Source organism: Microbispora hainanensis, assembly GCF_006874475.1.
GTDB lineage: Bacteria > Actinomycetota > Actinomycetes > Streptosporangiales > Streptosporangiaceae > Microbispora > Microbispora hainanensis.
The window spans coordinates 55,584-78,404 of record NZ_VIRM01000001.1 but is presented as its reverse complement, the minus strand read 5'-3'; the positions used below and the strand labels follow the sequence as shown (position 1 = coordinate 78,404).

At 70.5% G+C, this 22,821-nt stretch carries 18 protein-coding genes; 9 read left to right on the top strand and 9 right to left on the bottom strand.

Translation table 11 applies throughout. The features are described from left to right. Positions 1 to 80 precede the first annotated feature (80 nt). Entirely contained in the window at positions 81 to 1,154 is a 1,074-nt protein-coding gene (locus FLX08_RS00345) for a magnesium and cobalt transport protein CorA (RefSeq protein ID WP_244312160.1), read from the bottom strand. Positions 1,155 to 1,662: 508 nt separating this feature from the next. Here FLX08_RS00345 and purD point away from each other — a divergent pair. The 6 genes from purD to FLX08_RS00315 all read left to right on the top strand — a co-directional run bounded on the left by purD (position 1,663) and on the right by FLX08_RS00315 (position 8,744). Beyond that, positions 1,663 to 2,904 carry a phosphoribosylamine--glycine ligase gene (gene purD, locus FLX08_RS00340; protein WP_142615936.1) on the top strand — a complete coding sequence of 414 codons (1,242 nt, stop codon included), beginning with the start codon at positions 1,663 to 1,665 and terminating at the stop codon, positions 2,902 to 2,904. Positions 2,905 to 3,182: 278 nt separating this feature from the next. Continuing rightward, complete coding sequence (locus FLX08_RS00335) at positions 3,183 to 4,031, top strand: phosphoribosylaminoimidazolesuccinocarboxamide synthase (protein ID WP_142615934.1); 849 nt, start codon at positions 3,183 to 3,185, stop codon at positions 4,029 to 4,031. 173 nt (positions 4,032 to 4,204) lie between these two features. Next, positions 4,205 to 5,482 carry a UDP-N-acetylglucosamine 1-carboxyvinyltransferase gene (murA, locus tag FLX08_RS00330; protein WP_142615932.1) on the top strand — a complete coding sequence of 426 codons (1,278 nt, stop codon included), beginning with the start codon at positions 4,205 to 4,207 and terminating at the stop codon, positions 5,480 to 5,482. 262 nt (positions 5,483 to 5,744) lie between these two features. Further along, positions 5,745 to 6,989, top strand: coding sequence for a transcriptional regulator (locus FLX08_RS00325; RefSeq protein WP_167530236.1), 1,245 nt, complete (start codon positions 5,745 to 5,747; stop codon positions 6,987 to 6,989). A gap of 36 nt (positions 6,990 to 7,025) precedes the next feature. Further along, positions 7,026 to 7,988, top strand: a complete 963-nt coding sequence (locus FLX08_RS00320) for an EamA family transporter (protein ID WP_142615930.1) — start codon at positions 7,026 to 7,028, stop codon at positions 7,986 to 7,988. A 306-nt stretch (positions 7,989 to 8,294) separates the two neighbouring features. After that, positions 8,295 to 8,744: a Clp protease N-terminal domain-containing protein gene (locus tag FLX08_RS00315; protein ID WP_142615928.1), complete on the top strand. Its 450-nt coding sequence runs from the start codon at positions 8,295 to 8,297 to the stop codon at positions 8,742 to 8,744. On the opposite strand, the gene hisC is transcribed toward FLX08_RS00315, so the two are convergent. The 8 genes from hisC to FLX08_RS00275 all read right to left on the bottom strand — a co-directional run bounded on the left by hisC (position 8,741) and on the right by FLX08_RS00275 (position 18,285). Beyond that, complete coding sequence (gene hisC / locus FLX08_RS00310) at positions 8,741 to 9,805, bottom strand: histidinol-phosphate transaminase (protein WP_208761193.1); 1,065 nt, start codon at positions 9,803 to 9,805, stop codon at positions 8,741 to 8,743. The two genes, FLX08_RS00315 and hisC, sit on opposite strands and share 4 nt — an antisense overlap. Positions 9,806 to 9,880: 75 nt before the next feature. Then, positions 9,881 to 10,357 (bottom strand): hypothetical protein, encoded by a 477-nt coding sequence (locus FLX08_RS00305; RefSeq protein ID WP_142615926.1) that lies wholly within the window; start codon positions 10,355 to 10,357, stop codon positions 9,881 to 9,883. 199 nt (positions 10,358 to 10,556) lie between these two features. Next, a complete protein-coding gene (locus FLX08_RS00300) occupies positions 10,557 to 11,213 on the bottom strand; it encodes an NUDIX hydrolase (RefSeq protein WP_079314646.1) in 657 nt (218 codons plus the stop codon). A gap of 177 nt (positions 11,214 to 11,390) precedes the next feature. After that, on the bottom strand, positions 11,391 to 11,978 hold the full coding sequence (locus FLX08_RS00295) for a hypothetical protein (protein ID WP_142615924.1): 588 nt from the start codon (positions 11,976 to 11,978) through the stop codon (positions 11,391 to 11,393). Between the two features lie 223 nt (positions 11,979 to 12,201). Beyond that, on the bottom strand, positions 12,202 to 14,028 hold the full coding sequence (locus FLX08_RS00290; protein ID WP_142615922.1) for a DUF4434 domain-containing protein: 1,827 nt from the start codon (positions 14,026 to 14,028) through the stop codon (positions 12,202 to 12,204). A 113-nt stretch (positions 14,029 to 14,141) separates the two neighbouring features. Next, complete coding sequence (locus tag FLX08_RS00285) at positions 14,142 to 15,230, bottom strand: glycosyltransferase (RefSeq protein WP_208761192.1); 1,089 nt, start codon at positions 15,228 to 15,230, stop codon at positions 14,142 to 14,144. Between the two features lie 14 nt (positions 15,231 to 15,244). Further along, the gene (locus FLX08_RS00280) at positions 15,245 to 16,507 is read right to left on the bottom strand and encodes a nucleotide sugar dehydrogenase (RefSeq protein WP_142615920.1); all 1,263 of its coding nucleotides are present in this window, start codon (positions 16,505 to 16,507) and stop codon (positions 15,245 to 15,247) included. Positions 16,508 to 16,617: 110 nt separating this feature from the next. Beyond that, positions 16,618 to 18,285: a glycosyltransferase family 4 protein gene (locus FLX08_RS00275; protein ID WP_142615918.1), complete on the bottom strand. Its 1,668-nt coding sequence runs from the start codon at positions 18,283 to 18,285 to the stop codon at positions 16,618 to 16,620. A gap of 98 nt (positions 18,286 to 18,383) precedes the next feature. Between FLX08_RS00275 and wecB the strand changes: the two genes are divergently transcribed. From wecB to FLX08_RS00260, 3 genes are all read left to right on the top strand, one after another. Beyond that, a complete protein-coding gene (gene wecB / locus FLX08_RS00270) occupies positions 18,384 to 19,511 on the top strand; it encodes a non-hydrolyzing UDP-N-acetylglucosamine 2-epimerase (protein WP_142615916.1) in 1,128 nt (375 codons plus the stop codon). Positions 19,512 to 19,621: 110 nt separating this feature from the next. Next, positions 19,622 to 21,691, top strand: coding sequence for a glycosyltransferase family protein (locus tag FLX08_RS00265; RefSeq protein WP_142615914.1), 2,070 nt, complete (start codon positions 19,622 to 19,624; stop codon positions 21,689 to 21,691). 195 nt (positions 21,692 to 21,886) lie between these two features. Further along, entirely contained in the window at positions 21,887 to 22,816 is a 930-nt protein-coding gene (locus tag FLX08_RS00260; protein ID WP_142615912.1) for a CPBP family intramembrane glutamic endopeptidase, read from the top strand. The last annotated feature ends 5 nt before the right edge of the window (positions 22,817 to 22,821 follow it).

Sequence of the window (22,821 nt, the reverse complement as noted above, 5' to 3'; positions counted from 1 at the left end):
CATGAAGCGTACGTGTCTCCGGAAGCCCGTCGACGCCCGCCGGGACGCCCGTGGGGCGGCGTCCCGGGGGAAAAGGGCGGTCAGAGCCAGCCGTTGCGGCGGAAGGCGCGATGCAGAAGCGTGCAGGCGACGACCATCACGCCGATCACGACGGGGTAGCCGTACAAGGAGCTGATCTCGGGCATGTGCTCGAAGTTCATGCCGTAGATGCCGGCGATCATCGTGGGGACCGAGATGATCGCCACCCAGGAGGAGATCTTGCGCATGTCCTCGTTGGCGAGGGCGTTGGAGCGCGCCAGGGCGGCCTGGAGGATCGAGTCGGACAGCTCGTTGGACGACTGGACCTGCTCGCACACGCGGGACAGGTGGTCGCCGACGTCGCGGAAGTACTCACGCATCTCGGAGGGGATGCTGCGCCGCTGGGGAAGGGCGTTGAAGGGGGTCTGGAGCGGTCCGACCGCGCGCTTGAGCTCCAGCATCTCGCGCTTGAGCTGGTAGATCCTGTTGATGTCGCGGGAGCTGACCTCCGCGAAGACGGCCGCCTCGACCTCTTCGAGCTCGGCCTGCATGAGGTCGGCGACCTGCAGGTACTTGTCCACGACGTGGTCGGCGATGGCGTGCAGGACACCGGTGGGACCGCGGCCGATCAGCTTCGGCTTCGACTCCAGCTTCTCGCGGACGTCCCCGAGCGGACAGTGCCGCCCGTGCCGTACGGTCACCACGAAGTCGGGCCCGACGAACACCATGATCTCGCCGGTGCCGATGATCTCGCTGCTCGCCGCCGACACCTCGTGGTCGAGGAACGCGACGGTCTTGAGCACCACGAACAGCGAGTCGCCGTACCGCTCGACCTTGGGGCGCTGGTGGGCCTTGATGGCGTCCTCGACGGCGAGCGGGTGCAGGCCGAACACGTCGGCGAGCCACTCGACCTCGGGCGCGGCGGGCTCGTGCAGACCGACCCAGACGTACGCGTCGGGCACCTCGTTGGCCTCGTTGTGCTCGCGAACCAGGCGTACGGCCTCGGGAATGCCGCCGGCGTCGACCTTCTTGCCGCCGACGTACGCGCCGAACTCGACGAGGGAATTGCTCGGTGGCACACAGCGGACGATCGGGTCCACGTCGTTCATGGGCGCCGCGCCGAGACGCGTGGGCATGACGCGGGTGTGCCTGTTGATGCGGGGAAAGAGCAGAGAGGAGCGCATGGCGGTCCCTTCCCGCCCGAGCCGGCACGCCCTACGCGCGACGTGATGTCACCCCTTCATACAGGCGTGAGCTGCCCCTCGGGCTTCAGTTTCGGAGTGGTCGGGAATGCGCACGACGTACGTGCGCGAGCACGTACTGACGGGATCACCAGAATTCATCCCAGACCACCTCCAATCGCCACGAGACAGCGCGAAGCCTGTCTAACCTACCACACAGCCGTTGGACACCTGTTCCAGAGTACCCGCGTCAAGTCCCGTCGATCATGCACTTCTTGCCAAAAACCGCCCGCACAAACTGGCCATGGATGTGTATCCCCGCCCAAACCGCTCCGCCGGGGCGCGGGGGGCGGGTGCCGCGCCGGAGATGCGGGGGCGGTGCCGCGCCGGAGATGCGGGGGGCAGTGCGGGGGGGCGGTGCCGCGCCGGAGGTGCGGCGGGCAAAGACTGCGACAATGGTCGGGTGCGCGTACTTGTCATCGGTTCCGGGGGTCGGGAGCACGCTCTGTGCCGGGCCCTGCGGCTCGACCCCGCCGTCGTAGAGGTCCACTGCGCCCCCGGCAACGCCGGCATCGCCGAGGTGGCCACCCTGCACCAGGTCACGCCCACCGACGGGGCGGCCGTGACCGCGCTCGCCGAACGGCTGGGCGCCGACCTCGTCGTGATCGGTCCCGAGGCGCCGCTGGTCGCCGGGGTCGCCGACGCCGTCAGGGCCGCCGGGATCGCCTGCTTCGGCCCGTCGGCGGAGGCGGCGCGGATCGAGGGGTCCAAGGCGTTCGCGAAGGACGTGATGACGGCCGCCGGGGTGCCGACCGCGCGCGCGTACACCTGCACCACACCGGAGGAGGCCGCGGCGGCGCTCGACGCGTTCGGCGCGCCGTACGTCGTGAAGGACGACGGGCTGGCCGCGGGCAAGGGCGTGGTCGTGACCGACAGCCGTGAGGAGGCCCTGGAGCACGCCGGGGCGTGCGGGCGGGTCGTCATCGAGGAATACCTCGACGGCCCAGAGGTGTCGCTGTTCGCGCTGTGCGACGGGACCGACGCGGTGGCGCTGCAGCCCGCCCAGGACTTCAAGCGGGCCTACGACGGCGACAAGGGCCCCAACACCGGCGGCATGGGGGCCTACACCCCGCTGCCGTGGGCGCCGGAGGGCCTGTCCGAGCGGGTGATGGCCGAGATCGTGCGCCCGACCGTGGCCGAGATGGCGCGGCGCGGCACGCCGTACACGGGAGTGCTGTACGCCGGGCTGGCGCTGACCTCGGCCGGGCCACGCGTGATCGAGTTCAACGCACGGTTCGGCGACCCGGAGACCCAGGTCGTGCTCGACCGGCTGGAGACCCCTCTGGGCGGGCTGCTGCTCGCGTGCGCGACCGGCACGCTCGCCGGGCATCCGCCGCTGCGGTGGCGGGACGGCGCCGCCGTGACCGTGGTGCTCGCCGCCGAGAACTACCCGGCAGACCCGGTGAAGGGCGACCCGATCGCGGGGCTCCCGGTGACGGTCGAGGGCGCGTACGTGCTGCACGCGGGCACGGCCCTCGACGAGGACAACCGGATCGTGTCGAACGGCGGGCGGGTGCTCAACGTGGTCGGCACGGGCGCCGACGTCGCCCAGGCCCGGGCCCGGGCCTACGAGGCGCTGGAGCAGATCACGATGCGCGGCTCCCACCACCGCTCCGACATCGCCCTGGCCGCCGCGTCCTCCTGACGCCTGACGGATCTTCTATGGCACTGGCCGCTTCGCGCCGGCGGGGCGGCGCGAGCCGGTGCTTGAGCACTGGTTCCCGGTGGGGCCGGGCTGGACCAGGCGATGTTCCTGAGCCGGCCCCGAGACCGTCCCTGGCTCATGGACGCGGAGCTCGGCCGGTGCGACGGCGTGACGCAGGCGCACCGGCCCGTTCCGGCGTTCGCGGGCGATCACATCGAGGCGCGGCCGCCGACGCTCCCGCTGCTCAAGGCGCGGTGAAGAGCTGGGAAGATGGAACGGTGAAGCACCTGCACTCCGGCAAGGTACGCGACCTCTACGAGACCCCCGACGGGCTGCTGCTGATGGTCGCCTCCGACCGCATCTCGGCCTTCGACTACGTGCTCGAGCCCGGCATCCCCGACAAGGGGGAGATCCTCACCCGGCTGTCCCTGTGGTGGTTCGAGCAACTCAAGGACGTGGTCCCCAACCACGTGGTCTCGACCGACGTCCCGGCGGAGTTCGCCGGCCGCGGCGTGCTGTGCCGCAGGCTGCGAATGGTGCCGGTGGAGTGCGTGGCACGCGGCTATCTCACCGGCTCCGGGCTGGTGGACTACCGCAGGGAGGGCGTCGTCTCCGGCGTGCCGCTCCCCGAAGGGCTCACCGACGGGTCCCGGCTGCCCGAGCCGATCTTCACCCCGTCGACCAAGGCTCCCATGGGCGAGCACGACGAGCCCATGACGTACGAGGAGGTCGTGGGCGAGGTGGGCGAGAACGTGGCCGAGCAGCTGCGCCGGATCACCCTCGACGTCTACAGCCGCGGCGCCGAGATCGCGTTGGAACGCGGCATCATCCTGGCCGACACGAAGATCGAGCTGGGCTGGGACGCCGACGGCGTGCTGACGCTGGGCGACGAGGTGCTGACGCCCGACTCCTCCCGCTTCTGGCCGTTGGACGAGTGGGAGCCGGGCCACTCCCAGCCGTCGTTCGACAAGCAGTTCGTCCGAAACTGGCTGCTGTCCCCCGAGTCGGGCTGGGACAGGTCGTCCGGCGAGGCGCCCCCGCCGCTGCCCGACGAGATCGTGGAGCGCACCCGCAGCCGTTATGTCGAGGCGTACGAGCGGCTGACCGGCGAGCGTTTCCGCGGCTGAATCACACAGGTCACACAAGTAGTCTCAAGTGACTCGTTCCCCCATGCCTTCTGGGGGTAGTTCCTCCCCGAAACTCCTGGAACAGCGGCTACTCTAGGCCGATCGTCCTCGCCGACGCGTCGGGTGCCGGCTGACGGGAGTCCCCCATCCTTCCCCCGAAATAGGAGCAATTCATGGTCCGTTACCGCGTGCGCGGTGGCAACGTACTGCGTGGAACCGCCTTCATCCAGGGCGCGAAGAACGCCGTACTGCCCATGATCGGGGCGGCGCTGCTCGCGGCCGAAGGCCGTACGGTGCTCCGCAACGTGCCCGTCATCGAGGACGTGCGCCGGGCGGTCGAGCTCGCGCAGGCCGTGGGCGCGAAGGTGGAGTTCCACGAGAGCGAGCGGACGCTCGTCATCGACGCCTCCCGCCTGACCAGCCCGGTCCTGCCCGCGGAGATCGCCCGCCGGTTCCGGGGGTCGGTGCTGTTCGTCCCCGCGCTGCTCCACCGCCTCGGCGAGGCGATCATCGAGGGCATCGGCGGATGCAACCTCGGCAGCCGCAACCTCGACTTCCACTACCTGGGCTACAAGCGCCTGGGCGCGATGGTGGACGAGGGCGAGGCCGTCATCCACATCAAGGCCGGAGGCCTGATCGGCGCCCCGCTCTACCTCGACACCCCGTCGCACACCGGCACCGAGAACCTGATCATGGCCGCCTCGCTGGCGCGGGGCACCACCGTCATCGAGAACGCGGCCCTCGAACCCGAGGTGCTCGACGTCATCACGATGCTGACCCGGATGGGCGCGCGCATCCGCGGCGGCGGCACGGGCTTCATCACGGTCGAGGGCGTCGACGAGCTGACCGCGGTCGAGCACACTGTCATGCCCGACCGGCTCGACGCGGGCGTCTTCGCGATGGCCTCGGCGATCACCGGCGGCGAGGTCAGCCTGGTCGGCGCCTCCCTGGAGCACCTCGGCGTCGTCCGGTGGAAGCTGGAGCAGATGGGCGTCGAGTTCGAGACCCACGGCGCGGTCCTCCAGGTGCGCCGCAACCGCCCGCTGCGGCCGATCAACGTCATCACCGACACCTACCCCGGCTTCGCGACCGACCTGCAGTCGCCGCTGATGACCGTGGCCTGCCTCGCCGAGGGCTCCAGCTACATCCACGAGCGCATCTTCGACGGCCGCTTCGCGCTGGCGGGCGAGCTGAACAAGATGGGGGCGAACGTCGAGGTCGAGGGCAGCCGGGCGGTCGTGCACGGTCCGACGCCGCTGCACGGCACCGAGGTGACGGCGCACGACCTGCGGTCGGGCATCGCGCTCGTGCTCGCCGGGCTCGCGGCGGAGGGCGAGACCACGATCGGGTCCGGATATCTGATCGACCGCGGCCACGCGGCGCTCGCGCAGCGTATGCAGGCTCTCGGCGCAGATGTGGTGCGTGAAATTTCCACTTCGGACGAGGGGTGAGTCCGGAAACCTTTACTAATGCCCTGACCAGCGCAGATCTTCCGATTTAAGGAACCCCCCAGACCACCCAGAATGGTATTCCGGTAAATCTGGGCGTGACATTACGGCCTTAACCAGCGATCGTTCCAAAGAGAAGCCACAACAACGAGGGCGACGTGGGATGGGACGAACATTGGTCGAACGCACGGAAGACACTCCGCGCGGGTCACGTCTGGGCACGGTGACACCCGACCTCACCATCGGCGTGGTGGGGTCGCACGATCTGGTCGAGCGGGTGATGCTCATGGGGCACTCGGCTGCCCCGGTGCCCTGCCGGCTGGTCGCCGCCGCGTACCGGGACGAGCAGGAGGCGGCGGACAAGGTGACCCGGCTCGGTCCGGGTGTGGACGCGTGCCTGTTCGCGAGTCCGGTGCCTTTCGAGCTCGCCCGGCGGGCCGGCGTGCTCACGATGCCGGCCACGCACGTGCAGCTCGGCGGGGCCGCGCTCGTGGCGGCGATCGCGCGGGCCGCGCTGGACGAGCGGATCGATCCGCGCCGGGTGAGCCTCGACGTGCTCGGACGGCCGGACATCGACGAGGCGTACACGGACCTCAACCTCTCCTCCGGTGAGGTCCACAGCCGTGACGAGCCGGGCCCGGTGGGCACTATCACGGCCTTCCACGAGCGGCTGTTCCGCCAGGGGGCCACGACGGGCGCGCTCACGTGCGTCCAGGGCGTGGCCGACCGGCTGACGGCCGCCGGGGTGCCGGTGGTGCCGGTCAGGCCGACCTCCGCGGCCGTCCGTACGGCACTGCACACGGCGGCGCTGCTCGGCGCCCGCCACCGCCTGGAGGAGTCGCAGCTCACCGTCGTGCTGGTCGAGGTGCCGACGCTGCGCGAGCCCGTACGGCGGGCCGCACCGCGCTACTGGCGCGACGAGCTGCGGTTGTCGCTGCACCGCCTGCTGGTGCAGGAGGCCAACCGGATCAACGCGAGCGTGTGGCCGATCGACGACCACAGCTATCTCGTGGTGGCGACGAAGGGCTCGATCTCGACGGCCACGGACGGGTTCCGGGTGCTGCCGTTCGCGGCGCGGATCCGCGAGGAGCTGGGCCTGGCGGTCGAGGTGGGTGTGGGGATGGGCCGCACCACGCACGAGGCCGAGACGCACGCCAGGGGCGCGCTCGCCCGCACGCAGGGCGGCAAGCAGCCGCAGGGCTTCGCCGTGGACCGGGAGGGCCGCGCACTGGTGCCGCCGCCCCGGATGCCTCCCCAGCCGGGCGGACCGGTCAAGCCCAAGGGGGTCGAGGTGCTGGCGCGCCTGGCCGCCAAGCTGGAGGGCGGCGACACGGTCGTCGACGCGGAGGGCGCCGGGCGCATGCTCGGGGTGACCCCCCGCACGGCCAGGCGGTTGCTGCGCACGCTGGTTGACGAGGGACTCGCGTGGCCGCTTCCGCCCAACCGCACCCCCCAGCCGGGCCGGCCGCGGCAGCTCTACCGGCTGATCGTGGAGAAGCTGAACCGGTAATCGCCGTCCGGAAGCGACGGTCTATTGTCATGACCCATGGAACGAAACGGTCATGACACACGGGTGTGGCTGGCGCTGGCCGCCGTGTACGTGGTGTGGGGCTCGACGTACCTCGGCATCGCGATCGCCATCCAGACCCTTCCGCCGATGACAAGCGGTGGACTCCGTTTCGTCGCGGCGGCGCTGGTTCTCGGCACGGTCCTGCTCGTCAGGGCCGTGCCACTCCGCATGCGGTGGAAGGAGTTCGGGGGCGCCGCGCTCGTCGGGCTCCTGCTCCTCGCCGGAGGCAACGGCATGGTGGCCGTGGCCGAGCAGCACATCTCCAGCGGCCTGGCCGCGCTGCTCGTCGCCTGTACCCCGCTGTGGCTGATCGTGCTCAGGACGGTCTTCAGGGACCGGCCGCACGTGCTGACGCTGGCCGGTGTGCTGGTGGGCTTCGCCGGGGTCGCCTTCCTCTCACTGCGGGGCGGCGGCACGTCCGGCAGCGGCGTGGGCATCACCATCGTGCTGCTGGGCTCGCTGTCGTGGTCGGTGGGCTCGTTCATCTCCCCCCGGATCCCGATGCCGAAGAACCCTTTCGTGGCCAGCACGGTCGAGATGGCGGTGGGCGGCGTGGCCCTGCTGGTCATGGGTCTCGTGCAGGGCGAGCGGCTGCACCTCGCCACGGTGAGCTGGCAGTCGTGGACGGCCCTGGCCTACCTGGTGCTGGTGGGCTCGCTGGTGGGCTTCACCTCGTACATCTGGCTGCTCGGCCATGCGCCGATCTCGCTCGTGTCCACCTACGCGTACGTGAACCCGGTGGTGGCGGTGATCCTCGGGATGGCGGTCCTGGCCGAACCGGTCACCGCGGCCATGCTCGTGGCGGGAGCCCTGATCGTCGTGGGGGTCGCGCTGGTGGTCTCCACCGAGCGTCGTGGCAGGCCCGCGACACCGCCGGAAGAGGAGGCCCCCGCGGGCCCCGGACGCGTCACGGCGTCCCGGCCGGCCGCCGAGCCGTAAAAGCAGACCCGCGAACCATCAGCGTGAGCCGGACCGGGAAACCGAGCTGGACCGGGAAACAGGGCCGGCTCGGTGAAGCGTGAGAGCGAAATCGGTAATTCGAGGCCGCCGGCGAATCGGGCACCTGATTTCGCTGCGATCCGCCGATTATCCCGCGATATTCGCATGAGAAATGCGAGGGCGACCCACGGCGGGCAGGGTGGGCGACTCCGTGGGCGACCGCCTGCGATATACACGGAGATCCCCTGACAGATCGTGACAGGACCCGGAAGGGTTTACTGACACTGCTTTGCGAGGAACCGCGCAATGTTCGAGAAGTTCACCGATCGAGCGCGACAGGTCGTCATCCTGTCCCAGAACGAGGCCCGCACGCTCGGCCACTACTCCATCGACACCGAGCACATCCTCCTCGGTCTGCTCCGCGAAGGCGGTGGCCTGGCGGCCCAGGTTCTGACGAGCCTGGGCCTGAGCCTCGAGGATGTGCGCCTCCGGGTCAAGGAGACCGTCGGCCACGGCCGGCCCGCCACGGCGGAGCACCTGCCGTTCGCCCCGGCCGCCCACGCGGTCCTCCAGGGGTCGAACGAGGAGTCCGTGCGGCGCGGCCACGACCGCATCGGCACCGAGCACATCCTGCTCGCGCTCCTCCGCGATCGCGAGACCGTGGCGGCCCGGGTGCTGGTCGCGTGCGGAGCCGATCCCGGCCACGCGGCGCGGGCCATGGAGGAGCTCGTCCGGCAGTACTACCCGGCCCCCTAGGAAGCCTTACGGAACGCCGCGGCGGCGGCGAGGAAGACGTCGTTGGCCTCGGTGTCGCCGATGGAGATCCGGGCGCCCTCACCGGCGAACGGGCGCACGGCGACCCCGACGGCCGCGCACTTCTCGGCGAACTCCATCGTGCGCTCGCCGAGGCGGAGCCAGACGAAGTTGGCCTCGGTGGATGGGACGGTCCAGCCCTGCGACAGCAGCGTCTCCCTGACCCGGGTGCGCTCCTTGATCACGGTCTCGACCCGCTCCTGCAGCTCGTCTTCGGCCTTCAGGGACGCGATCGCGGCCGCCTGGGCGAGGTGGTTGACCGCGAAGGGCAGCAGCGTCTTGCGAACCGCGGCGGCCACGCGCTCCTGCCCGATCAGGTAGCCGACCCGCAGCCCCGCCAGGCCGTACGCCTTCGAGAACGTGCGCAGGACGGCGACGTTGGGGCGCTCGCGGTAGAACGTGAGGCCGTCCGGCACGTCCGCGTCCCTGACGTACTCCCGGTAGGCCTCGTCGAGGACGACGAGGACGTTCTCGGGCACGCGGTCGAGGAACCGCGCGAGCTCGTCGGCCCGGTTCACGGTGCCGGTCGGATTGTTGGGGTTGCAGACGAAGACCAGGCGCGTCTCCGGCGTGATGGCGTCGGCCATGGCGTCGAGGTCGTGCGTCTCGTCGCGCAGCGGCACCTCGATCGTGTTGGCGCCCGCGAGGCCGACCAGCAGCGGGTATGCCTCGAACGAGCGCCAGGCGTACATCACGTCGGCGCCGGGCTCGCCCACCGCCTCCAGGATCTGCTGGGCGACCGCGACCGATCCGGCGCCCAGCGCGACGTGGTCGAACGGCACGCCGAGCCGCTCGGCGAGCGTCTCGGTGAGCCGGACCGCGCCGGGATCGGGATAACGGTGGATCTCCGTGGCCGCCCGCGCGATCGCCTCCAGCACCGACGGCAGGGGTCCGAAGGGGCTCTCGTTGGAGGACAGCTTGTAGGACCGGCCGTCCGGTGAGACCACGGCCTTGCCCGGCTTGTAGGCCGGCACGGTGTCGAGGATCGAGCGGAATCGAGGCATGCCCTAACGATAGGAGATTCGCCTGTTCCGGCGGCACCCCGCACGGCCCCTGTGGATAACTCTCCTGCCCCGGTCTTACTGGTAGTAGGCGTAGAGCGTCTTCCAGCTGCCGGCGTACTGGCAGGTGAGGGACGGCTTGGTGGCCTTGCCCTCGGAGCAGACCTTGAGCTCGACCTCGCCGACGTTCTTCATCGTGAAGGCGAAGGTCTTCTTCCCGCCGTAAGAGCAGGTGCGGTAGTTGCGGTAGGCCAGGTGCGGCTTGTTGGCGGCGTCGAAGTAGCTGACGCGGAACAGGGCCCAGCCGCAGGTGGACGCCTTGCGGTTCAGGCTGGTGACCTTGCCGGTGACCTTGACGTACGGCGCGGGCCGGCTCCGGTCGCTCTTGGCCGCGGCGGTCAGCGAGCCGCTGACCTTGGCCTTCGACCCGGCGGCGTAGTAGGGGCCCCAGGACTTGGCGGCGGTGGCCTCGGCCGCCGTCGCCGTGGCGAGCGGGGCGAGGGCCAGGATGCCGGCCGCGAGCGTGATGCCTGCGAGGGTGCGGGTGAGGGTCATGGCTGGGGTTCCTTTCCTCGTCGTTGCCGGCAGTGTGTCCCGGGGCGCTTTCAAGGCCCTTGACACCCGCTGTACCGGCAGTGCCCGCTCTACCGAGATGCCCGCCATGCCGTGCCCCTCGCCCTGCACGCCCACCCTCGCGCCGGGCCCCTAGCGATCAGACGCGGCCGATCAGTTGCCGCCGATCAGGTGCGGCCGGTCAGGTGCGCAGCATGGGCGGGTGGAGCAGCACGGCGGGGCCCCGGCGGTAGAGCATGGCGGGACGTCCGCCGTCCCGGGTAGTGGTGCGCCCGGTGGGCACGAGGAACCCCTCGGTCTTGGTGACCTTCCGGTGAAAGTTTCGCGGGTCGAGCGGGCGTCCCCAGACGATCTCGTAGACGCGGCGCAGCTCCGCGACGGTGAACTCGGGCGGGCAGAAGGCGGCGCCGAGCGAGGTGTATTCGAGCTTGCCCCTGGCCCGCTCCACCCCGTCGAGCATGATCCTGCGGTGGTCGAAGGCCATCTCGGTCAGCTCGGCCACCGGCTGCCAGCTCATGTGGGCCTCGGTGGACGCGGGCAGATCGGGGGCGAGGCCCAGATAGGCCACGCTGACGACCCGCTGGCGCGGATCGCGGTCCGGATAGCCGTAGGTCTGAAGCTGTTCCAGGTGGACCGGGGCGCCGGGAAGACCGGCCCTTTCGGCCAGCACGCGGGCCGCCGCGGCGGGCAGGTCCTCCTCCAGCTTGATGAACCCGCCGGAAAGCGCCCACCGGCCCTCGTACGGCGGCCGGTCACGCCGCCAGACGAGGGCGCTGAGCTGCTGGGACCTGACGGTGAGCACGACCAGATCCACGCTGACGGGGATACGCGGGATCATGCCCATGACGCTACAGGACGCGGGCCTCGGCTCGGGCCGTCCTGGGTGAGCCGACCGGCCCCCGTCGGGCGTGGCCCGGCACCATACGACGGCGCCATACGACGGCGCCATACGACGGCACCATACGACGGCACTGCACCGTACGGCCGATGCCGGGGCCACGCGCGGCCGGGTGCGTCAGAGCGCCTTCGTGGGCTTGACGTAGGTCACCCGGAGGTTCAGGTAGGTCGCCACGCCGCCGTCATGGCCGCGTACGGCGATCAGGTTGCAGCAGTCGAGGTCGGCCACGGGCACCACGACGTCGATCGCCCCGGCGGCGCACTTGCCGCTCTTGACGCTCTGCACGAGGTGGCCGTTGAAGTAGACCTCCGCGTCGTTGTCCACCGTGCCCTGGACGCGCACCTGCTGCGCGTCGCGCGGCAGGTGCAGCCAGTGGCGCACGAGGATGTCGGTGTTGACCGTCCACGGGGTCTTGACGGTGTTCTGGTTGTTCCACGAGCAGGTGCCGTTGGTGGTGCCGAAGCCGGCCTGTCCCAACGGCCAGCCGCTGTCGTCGAACCCCCGGTCGGCGAAGCCCGGCACCTGGGTCGCGGGAGGCACCTGGCGGTAGGTCCAGCCGGTGCTGTTGTAGTCGAGCGCGGTGACGACGTTCGCACGCCCGCTCGCGGTCGGGGCGGCGGTGGCCGCCGGGGCGGCCAGAGCCATCCCGGCCACCAGCGCGCCCGCCGCGAGACCTGCGGGCAGGAGGTTACGAAGTCGGTTCATGTGCGGTCTCCTTGTCGATCGTCGGGTGCCCTGTTGCGGAGGCACCTCGGCGCCGGCGGGGATGGGCCGGCCATCACGCCGCCGTCACATGGAGATCCACTGGCGGCGGCGCAGGCAAAGGAGATCAGCGGGCGGGGCGCGCGGCGCGCGAGCCTCGCCGCGGCATTGCCCGTTCCTTGCCCGGACATTGCCGGATCCTGCTCACCACACGCGAGCAGGGAGGTCAGCCGGTGTTGTGGAAGTAGACCGGCTCGGCGGACTTCCTGCCGTCGGCGGAGGTGACCTCCACCCGTATCCAGACGCCGCCGGGGACCGTGGCCCAGTCCACCGGGATCCAGATCCTCTCCGCGCCCGCGGGCAGCCCCTGGATGGGGGTGGTGTCGTGCCAGCCGACCGTGGCCGAGTCGACGACGCGCGGCGTGTCCAGGCCCGGCCAGCTCAGCGTGACCTTGGCCGAGCCGAGGTGGTAGCCGCGGACCTCCAGGCCGTCCTGGATCTGCCGGGCGCGCCGCTGCGCCTCGATCGGGATCGGACGGTCCCAGTCCGCCGCGATCTCCTCTGACAGGGACGGCGAGCCGCAGGTGAAGAAGTCGCTCCACATGTACGAGATGATCTTCGACACGTACGGCGCGGCGAGCGTCACCTGCGTGTCGAGCCGGGGCTTGTCCGTGCGCCCACGGGTGCCCTGACGGCCGCAGGGCTCCGCCGAGGCGGACGGCTCGAACGCCTCGACGTTGGCCCACAGCTCCACCTGGATGCCCTCCTGGACCAGGTCTTGGCGGGCCAGCGACATCGCGCGGTAGTAGTCCCGGGTGCTGCCGTAGTAGGCCGTGGCGTACGTGCTCTCCCCGACGACCGGTTTGAGGGAGTCGTCCACCGGCTTGTTCTTCCAGTTGGGCCAGAACAGGCCGACCTTGCCCGTGCCCCGGCCGTCCTGCGGCGCGATGATCTCGACGCCGGTGCGTGCCAGTTCCTTGAAGCCCTGCGCCACCTGGGCGGGCGTGGAGGTGTACTTCACCCGCCTGCGGCTGTCGATGTAGGGGCTCACGAGGATCGGCTTGTCCGGCAGCTCCTGTTCGACGATCAGGTGCTGCTCGGCGTACACCTGGAGCGTGTCGACCTTGCTCGGGTCGGGCCAGTCGCGCAACTGCAGCTCGAACGGCTGGTAGACGCCGCCCAGCGACTCGCGGCCCTTGAAGCGGTCGCCGTAGTCCTGGAGGACCCGCCGGGTCAGCGTGGTGAGCGTGCCGATGTGGCGGGGGTCGGCCCGGGTGGACTCCTCGGGGTCGCGCGGGGCGAGCGGCAGGGCGGGGAAGACCTTGATGCCGAACCGGTCGCCGAGGTCGAGCAGTTCGCTGAGGCTGTCCCTGGTGCCCGCCGAGACGAGGATCAGGTGGTAGCCGCGCCCCTCCCGGCCGAAGTCGCAGGTGGGGTCGTCCGAGCCGTCCTCGGGCGCGATGAGCCGGAAGAAGACGGCGTCCCCCACCACGATCTCGTGCTCCATCTGGGGGCAGCGGAAGATGCCGGGGCCGAACCGCTCGTCGGTGCGGTAGACGTACGTCCTCGTGATGCGGTTGCCCGCATTGGCCGCCTGGAGCTCCTTTTCCGCCGCCTTCATGCACGGCAGCCCGTTCTCGACGCAGCGGGCGTACCTGGCGTCGGGCTTGGGCTCCTTGCCCTCGGGAGTCGATGCCTCCAGGACCTGGCCCTCGTCGTCGGTCTTGCGCGGCGACAGGCCGAACCCGAGGCGTACGACGGTGTCCCCGCCGAGGCGGTGGATGGCCTCAAGCTGCCGGCGCCAGGTGCACGGGTCGGAGGTCGGGATCAGCCAGTAGCCGCTCACGGCGTACGGCGTGGTCGCCGCGGTCTCGAACGTCCCGCAGGGGTCGGTGAACACGCTGTGCGTCGGCGACCCGACCACGGGGGTCGGGGGGACGGTCTGCCCGGCGCTGGCGGTGCCGGAGCCCGTGCTTCCGTCACGAAGGACGATCACCACTGATGCGACGCCGGCGAGGATCGCCACACCCAGGATCAGAGTGAGCCAGCGCACTTTCAGGACACTACCGCCCGTCGTTCAAATGATCTTGCCGCGCCCAGCCTACCCGGATGTGCGCACTACCGGGCCTGCCTCACCGGCCGCCTGCGGGAGTGTTCACCACGCGTTCAGCTCTTGACGCCCGCCCACGCCTCTAACTGGGTGACGAAGCGGCGTGCGGAGTTGGGCCAGTGGTGGTTCGCCCGCGCGGCGGCGTAGCCGCGTCCACCGGTGCCGATCCGCTCGAAGGGGTTGTCCCTGAGCTGGAGCACCGCCCGCGCCACCGCCTGGGGATCTTGCCAGGGGACGACGAGTCCGCACTGGTAGCGCTCCACGAGCTCCACGGCCCGCGGCGAGGGGGTGGTGATGACCGGGATGCCGTGCGCCATGTACTCCACGATCTTCGTGGGCATCGAGTGGCGATAGTTGGGCTCGTCGTGCAGCAGCGAGAGCCCGGCGAGCGCGCCGTCGAGCCGCTTGAGCGCCTCGTCGTTCGGCATGAAGTCGCGCCATTCCAGCACGCCCTCAGCGACGGCCTCGTTCAGCAGGGGGCGGCTCTGCGGGTCGGCGTAGCCGATGAGCTCCACGGCCACCCGGTGCGGCTGGAGCAGGCGGGCCACCTCGACGGCCTCCTGGACGCCCCGGGCCTCCGACAGCCAGCCGAGATAGACGACGCGGTCGTCGCCGGGCTGGCTGACCCGGTCGGGCACCCAGGTCTCGTTCGGCACCACGAGGTGCTGCTGCTTGAACCGGCCCGCGTACGCCGCCTCGGCCAGCAGCAGGTACAGCCGGCGCTCGGCGGTGGTTTCGAGGAGCCGGGCGAGGAAGCGCATCGGCGGGCGCAGGAACGCCGGCAGCCACGGCTTGAGCGACAGCGTCGCGGGAGTGTCCTCGTGGACGTCCCAGACGACCGGCGGGCGGCCGCGCACCCCGGCGACCGCGAGCAGCAGCTCGGGGTCGTGGATGAGGGCCAGGTCGACCTTGCCCCGCATGCTCTTGAAGAGCTCGCGGGCGGCCCGCACCGCGGTCACACGGCGCCGCTCGGCGGCCCTCGGCAGGTCCACACCCGTCACCCAGGAACGCGGCACGACTCCCCGCGCGGTGTACGGCGCGGCGTACGTGACCTCATGACCGGCGTCGACGAGTGCCCGAATCTGCCGGTGCAGGATCCGGGCGTCCTCGGGGTGATGCACCACCGTCATGACGAGCACGTGCACGCGCGAAACCCTTCCTACAACCGCTCGACGCGTTCGCTCGTGGCCAGCACGCCGCGAGTGTCCAGGACGAGAGGGGCTCGCTCCTCCACGACGTCGAGGTCGAAGGCCGAGTGCTGCTGGAGCAGGACCACCACGTCGGCGGCGGCCACGGCCTCGGCCAGGTTCTCCTCGCGGGGGATCCGCCTGCCCTCGACCGACCACTCCTTCACGTACGGATCACAGAAGGACAGATCGGCGCCCAGTTCCAGGAGCGCCTCGGCCACGGGGATGGCCGGTGTCTCCCGCTCGTCGGCGATGTCCGGCTTGTACGTCACGCCGAGGAGCAGCACGCGCGAGCCGTTCACAGGCTTGCGGGCCCGGTTGAGCAGCCGCTGCACGCGGGCCACCACGTACGACGGCATCCGCTCGTTGATCTCCTGGGCCAGTTCGACGAACCGGAAGGGGTAGCCGAGCTTGCGCACCGTGTAGGACAGGTACGACGGGTCGACGGGGATGCAGTGCCCGCCGACGCCGGGGCCCGGCAGGAACTTCTGGAAGCCGAACGGCTTGGTGGAGGCGGCCTCGATGGCCTCCCACAGGTTCACGCCGAGCTCGTCGCAGAAGATCGCCATCTCGTTGACGAGGGCGATGTTGACGTGCCGGTAGGTGTTCTCCAGCAGCTTGGCCATCTCCGCCTCGCGGGTGCCGCTGACCGGCACGACCCGTTCGACGAACTGCGCGTAGAAGGCCGCGGCCCGCTCCTTGCAGGCGGAGGTGTAGCCGCCGACGACCTTGGGGGTGTTGCGCAGGCCGAACTTGGGGTTGCCCGGGTCGATCCGCTCCGGCGAGAACGCCAGGTGGAAGTCCTTGCCGGCCACCAGGCCGGACTGCTCCAGGATCGGCCGCGCCAGCTCGTCGGTGGTGCCGGGCCACGTGGTGGACTCCAGCACGACGAGCGTGCCCGCCTGGAGGTGCTCTGCGACGGCCTTGGTAGCGCCCTCGACGGCCGACAGGTCCGGACGGTGGTCCTCGTCCAGCGGCGTCGGGACGCAGATGACGATGGTGCGCGACCGCGACAGCACCGATGCGTCCAGCGTGGCCGTGAAGCCGGCGGAGAGCATGGCGTCGAGGTCGGCGTCGGTCAGGTCGTCGATGTAGGAGCGGCCGGCGTTCAGGGCGTCGACCTTACGGGGGTCGACGTCCAGACCAGCCACCCGCAGGCCCGCCGCCGTGGCCTCCTTGGCCAGCGGCATGCCCACGTATCCCAGCCCGATGATCGTGAGATCGAAGGCTGTCACGACGAGGCCTTGGGGGGAACCTGGGGGCGGAAACAACACTTCATGGTGGCAAAGGTTATCTCAACTCGGAACCAAGCATGCCTGATGCAACACATCCGACTTTCTGCTGTTTATCGGTTTTCGGTCAAGGACTGGTAGATCCCTTGGTACGTGCGGGCGAGACTGCTCCACGTCCGGTGCGCGGCGACCTCCGCCTTGCCCGCCTCGCCCATGATCCTCCGGCGCTCCGGATCGTCGCGCAGCGCGGCGAGCGCCTTGGCCAGCGCGGCCGGATCGCCCGGCGGCACCAGCAGTCCGGCGCCCTCGCCGCCGACGAGCTCCGACAGCGCGGGCAGGTCGCTCAGCACGACCGGCTTGCCGAGCGCCATCGCCTCGACCGGCTTCAGCGGGGTGACGAGACGGCACACCCGCAGGTCCTCGCGCGGGCAGACGAAGATGTCGATGGCCGCCTGCGCCTGCAGCGCCTCGTCCGGGCCCACCCGGCCGGGCAGGATCGCGTCCTTCAGGCGGAGCTTCTCGACCTGTTCGAGCAGCGCGGGCCGCTCGGCGCCGTCCCCGACCAGCAGGACCTTCACCGGCGTCCCGGCGTCGCGCAGCAGCGCGGCGGCGCTCAGAAGTGTGGCGAAGCCCTCATAGGCGACGATGCTCGACACCGAGCCCACGACGATCTCGTCGCGCCCGATCCCGAACCGGTCGCGGAACGCCTCGCCGTCGTAGTCGGCCGTCAGCAGGGCGTCGTCCACGGCGTTGGGCGCGAGGAAGATGCGCTCCCTGGGCACGCCGCGCTCCACGATCTCGGCGGCCATCGTCTCGGCGAGCGTCACGACCGCGTCGGCCTCGCGCATGATCTGCGCCTCGCGCTCACGCTGCAGCGTGTGCCGCTCGCTGCCGACCCTGGCCGGGTCGCGGGAGACCCAGGTCTCCTCCAGGAAGCCGCGCACCTCGTACACGAAGGGCGTGTTCGTCCGCTCGCGCACGGCGAGCGCGACGGAGCCGTTGCGGTGGTCGGTCGCCGCGTGCAGGACCTGCGGGCGGAGGGTCCTGACCAGCTCGGAGACGTCCGCGGCGCCGCGGATCATCCGTCCCTGGCTCTCGTACGGCACCTCGCCCTTGGGCAGCAGGCGATAGTAGGGGATGCCGTCGATCTCCTCGAACGGCTCGGCGTCGGTGTGCCCCTGGAGCATGGGCCAGCCCCAGCTCGTCACCACGTGGGGATCGAGCCCCGCCGCCTTCTGGGCGGTGACGATGCGGTGGGTGCGCACGGTGTACCCCGCCTGCGTGTACGGCAGGGCGTTGGTGACCATGTGCAGCACCCGGCCGGCCACCCGCTCGCCCATGATGATCTTCGGCTTGGGCGGGATCGGGTTCGGGCCGAGCGCGGCCTTCTCCCCTTCGTAGTAGGCCATCCTGCGGCGGACGAACGGCCACCGGGACTGCGGCCGGAGCACCTGGACCGCCTCGGTGAGCCGGCCGGCGTCGAAGTGGGCCTTCGCGTCCCGCAGCGGGCCCTTGGCCGCACGCTGCAGGATCTTGCGGGTCCTGACCTTGACGAACCGGGCGGCGGGCCAGGCGACGCGTCCGACGACCGGGCGCATGCCGGGAGGGATCGCGTCGGCGGCGGCCTGGGCGACCCGCATCGGGTCGGACTTGACCTTGCTCACGAAGATCCGGGAGACGAGGACAGGGTTCCTCGCGAACCCCCGGAGGAAGCCGCCGAGGCCGGCCTTCGCGGACGCGGCGGACACGACCTTTGCGGGCTTGTTGGCCTCGGTTTCCACGGCGCGACCGTACCATAGGCAACGTTTGTGCCAGGGAGTGCGAAAACGCGCGGCAGGGCACGGCTTGTGAGCACGACCAGACACGAAAGGCGAGGCAGATGAGAGACAACCCCCTCGTCCTGCACGTACTGGGCGCCCGGCCGAACTTCGTCAAGGCGGCCCCGGTCGTCAGGGGGCTGGCCACGCTCGGGGTCCGGCAGGGCATCATCCACACCGGCCAGCACTACGACGCGCTGATGTCGGACGTGTTCTTCGCCGACCTGGGGCTGCCCGAGCCGATCGCCAACCTCGGCGTCGGCAGCGGCACCCACGCCCGGCAGACGGCCGCCCTGCTGACGGGGCTTGAGGACGTCGTGCTCGAACACCGCCCGGCGCTCGTGGTGGTGTACGGCGACGTGAACTCGACGCTCGCGGCGATCCTCGTCTGCGCCAAGCTGCACGTGCCGACCGCGCACGTCGAGGCGGGCCTGCGCTCCTTCGACCGGGAGATGCCGGAGGAGGTCAACCGGGTCGTCACCGACGCGCTGTCCGACCTGCTGTTCGCCACCTCGCCCGAGGCGCTGTCGCACCTGGCCAACGAGGGCGTGGACCCGGCGAAGGTGCACCTCGTCGGCAACCCGATGATCGACAGCCTGTTCGCCGCGCTGCCCAAGCTCGACCCGGCCCCGGTGCGGGAGCGCCTGGGGATCGACGGCGACTACGCGGTGGCCACGCTGCACCGCCCGGCCAACGTGGACGACCCGGAGGCGGCCCGCGAGCTGGTCGACGCCGTGCTCGGCGTGGCCGAGCAGGTGCGGGTCGTCGTGCCCCTGCACCCCCGCGGCCGGCAGCGGCTGGCGGACGCCGGGCTCGTGAACCGGCCGAACCTGAAGATCGTCGACCCGCTCGGCTACGTCGACTTCCTGTCCCTGGTGCGCGGCGCCGCCCTGGTGGTGACCGACTCCGGCGGCGTACAGGAGGAGACGACCATGCTGGGCGTCCCCTGCCTGACCGTCCGGCCCAACACCGAGCGGCCGATCACCGTGACCCACGGCACCAACCGGCTCGTCACGCCCGCCTCGCTGCCCGCCGCGGCGTCCAAGGCGCTCGCGGACGGCGCGGCCACCCCGAGCGGCGACCTGCCGCCCCTGTGGGACGGCGCGGCCGGGCCGCGGATCGCCCGCGTCATCGAGGCCTGGCTGCGCGGCGACAACCTCTCCCCCGCCGCCAAGGGCATCCTGCGCTAGATCTCAGGACAGTTCTGGACAGGGGGAAGACCCGGCTCGGCTGAATCCCCTATATCGGCACAAAGGTCTCTGCAGCCCTTTACGATGGCTTGTCCGTAAGGGGGAGAGGTATGGCTGAGACCGAAGAGACTCCTGAAGAGCCCCGTTTCCAGCGACTGGGGCCGGTGAACTGGCTGCCCGAGGAGCGCAAGCACATCGAGCAGTACGAGCAGCGGATCCGCGACCTGGAGAACCGGCTCGCCTACCAGGAGGCCCGCGCCGACTACGCCCTCTGGCGGCTGCAGGCCACCCAGACCCAGAAGCCCTACCGGGTCGCGCAGGTGCTGACGAACGCGGCGAAGCCCAAGAAGATCGTCCGGCTGCCGCGCGACCTCAGCAAGGCGATGAAGGACGGCAGGAAGCCGCCGCAGGCGCCGCCGTCCGCGATCGAGGTCGCCGCCGAGGCCGAGAAGCGCGGCCCCGAGGTCAAGATCCCGGGCCTCAAGTGGCCCGACGGCCCGGTCGTACGGCCGGACCTGCGCGTCGCGGTCATCCTCGACGACTTCTCCCGCATGGCGTTCAAGTACGAGTGGGACCAGATCGAGTTCGGCCTGCAGGACTGGCGGGAGATCTTCGCCGAGACGCGGCCGGAGATGCTGTTCTGCGAGTCGGCCTGGCACGGCAACCAGGGCCGCTGGCGCTACCAGATGACCGGGACCAACGCGCCCAAGCAGGAGCTGCGCGACCTGATCGCCTGGTGCCGCGAGGAGGGCATCCCCACGGTCTTCTGGAACAAGGAGGACCCGCCCAACTTCGACTTCTTCATCGAGACGGCCAAGCTGTTCGACTACGTGTACACGTGCGACGGCGACATGATCCCGAAATATCGCGAGATGCTGGGTCATGACCGTGTCGGTGTGCTGCAGTTCGCCGCCCAGCCCCGGATCCACAACCCGATCCAGACCAAGCAGGGCCGGCCGTACGACGTGGTCTTCGCGGGGATGTACTTCCGCGACAAGCACCCCGAGCGGCGCGAGCAGATGGAGACGATCCTCGCGCCCGTACGCCCGCTCGGCCTGCACATCTACGCCAGGAACGCCTCCGTGGCCGACAAGTACGCCTGGCCGGAGGAGTATCGCCCCCACATCGTGGGCGAGCTGCCGTACGAGCAGATGCTGGCCGCGTACAAGATGTACAAGGTCTTCCTGAACGTGAACTCGGTGATCGACTCGCCCACCATGTGCGCGCGCCGGGTCTTCGAGCTGTCGGCCTGCTCGACCACCGTGCTGTCGGGGTGGTCGCGGGCCATCGAGGAGACGTTCGGCCCGCTCATCCCGGTCGCGCACTCCCAGGAGGAGGCGTACAACCGGGCGATCTACCTGATCAACAGCCCCGAGCTGCGGTCGCGCCAGGGCCACCTGGCGATGCGCGAGGTGTTCGACAAGCACCTGTTCTCCCACCGCGTCGACCAGATCCTCACCGACCTCGGCCTGCCGGTCGTCTCGCGGTCGCGGTCGATCTCCGTGGTGCTGCCGACCAACCGGGCCGGTCAGCTCGAACACGCGATCAGCCAGGTGGCGCGGCAGCGGCACCGCAACCTGGAGCTCGTGCTGGTCATGCACGGCCTGTCGGAGGACCCGGCGGTCGTGCGCGACAAGGCCCTCGCGGCGGGCATCCCGGCCGTGAAGGTGCTGACCGCCGACCCGTCCTGGACGCTGGGCGAGGTGCTCAACCACGGCATCGCCCACGCCGAGGGCGAGCTGATCTCCAAGATGGACGACGACAACATCTACGGCGAGCACTACCTGTCCGACCTGGTCCGCGCGTTCGACTACGCCGACGCCGAGATGGTCGGCAAGGGCGCGCACTACACGTACTTCCCCGACCAGGACGTCACGATCTTCCGCCTGCCGGGGCTGGAGCACCGCTACGCCCACCTCATCCAGGGGGCGACGATCCTGGCCAAGGCCGACCTGCTGCGGGCGTTCCCGTTCGAGCCGGTCAACGCGGGCGAGGACACCCGTCTCGTGCGGCGCTGCAAGGAGGAGGGCGTCCGGATCTACTCGGCCGACCGCTACAACTTCATCTACATGCGCGGCTCGGACGCCACCGCCCACACCTGGCAGGCGGCCGACTACAAGCTGACCCGCAACGCGCAGTTCTGCTTCGCCGGCAACCCCGAGGCGCACGTCCTCATCTGACCCGGCGCTCCTGTGGGAGGAGGCCGTCCAGGGCTCGTCGCGGCCCTGGGCGGCCTCCTTCGACGCTCTGACCTGGCCGTTCTCCGCTTGGTACCCCTGGCTGTACCTCCATTGGGCAGCACGCGGGAGCGACCGGGAGGGCCTCCGGTTGATGTGCTGATCACTGTCAGTCGGCACTCCCGCAGGAGACGTGAAATGGCAGTCGACAGCCGGCCGCGGGCCGGACACCACACGAACGAGACCGGGCTCAAGGGCGTCATCCGCCGCCACCCGCTGGTCGCCTTCTTCATCCTGGCCAACCTCATGAGCTGGGCGGCCTGGTCGCCCTACGTGCTCTCGAACAACGGCCTGGGGATCTGGGACTTCGGCTTCCCCGCCGTGCTCGGCACGACCCAGTTCGCCGGCGTTCTCCCCGGCGCCTATCTCGGCCCGATCTTCGCCGCGTACGTCGTGACGAGGGTCGCGGACGGCAGGGAGGGCGTCCGCCGGTGGGTCAGCCGGATGACCAAGTGGCGGATCGGCCTGCTCTGGTACCTCGGGACCGCCCTCGGTGTGCCCGCCCTCATCATCGTCACCGGTCTCGCGCTCTCCGGCGAGAACATCCACATGCCGCCCGTCGCCGCGCTGGTCGCGTACGTGCCCGGCCTGCTGCTCCAGATGGTCACCACCGGTCTCGCCGAGGAGCCCGGCTGGCGCGACTTCGCCCTGCCCCGCATGCAGCGGAGGTTCGGCCCGCTGGGCGCCACCGCCATCCTCGGCCCGCTGTGGGGCGTCTGGCACCTGCCGCTGTTCCTGAGCGAGTGGGGCGGGTGGCCGGACGTCACCTGGATGCGGATCGGCGAGTTCGTCGCCTTCGCCACCGTCTTCAGCGTGGTCGTCACCTGGGTGTTCAACCGCACCGGCCAGAGCCTGCCGCTGGTCATCGTGCTGCACGTCAGCGTCAACAACTTCATGTCGATCGTCTACTCGGACATGTTCCCGTCGCTCGGCACCCCCGAGCACGCGAGCCACGTCACCCTGCTCGCGGCCACCACGGCGGCGGTCCTGGTGCTCGTCGCGACCCGGGGACGCCTCGGCTACCGTCCGGCCGAGGAGCCCGCGCCGGAGCTCGCCCCGCAGCGGTGAACGGC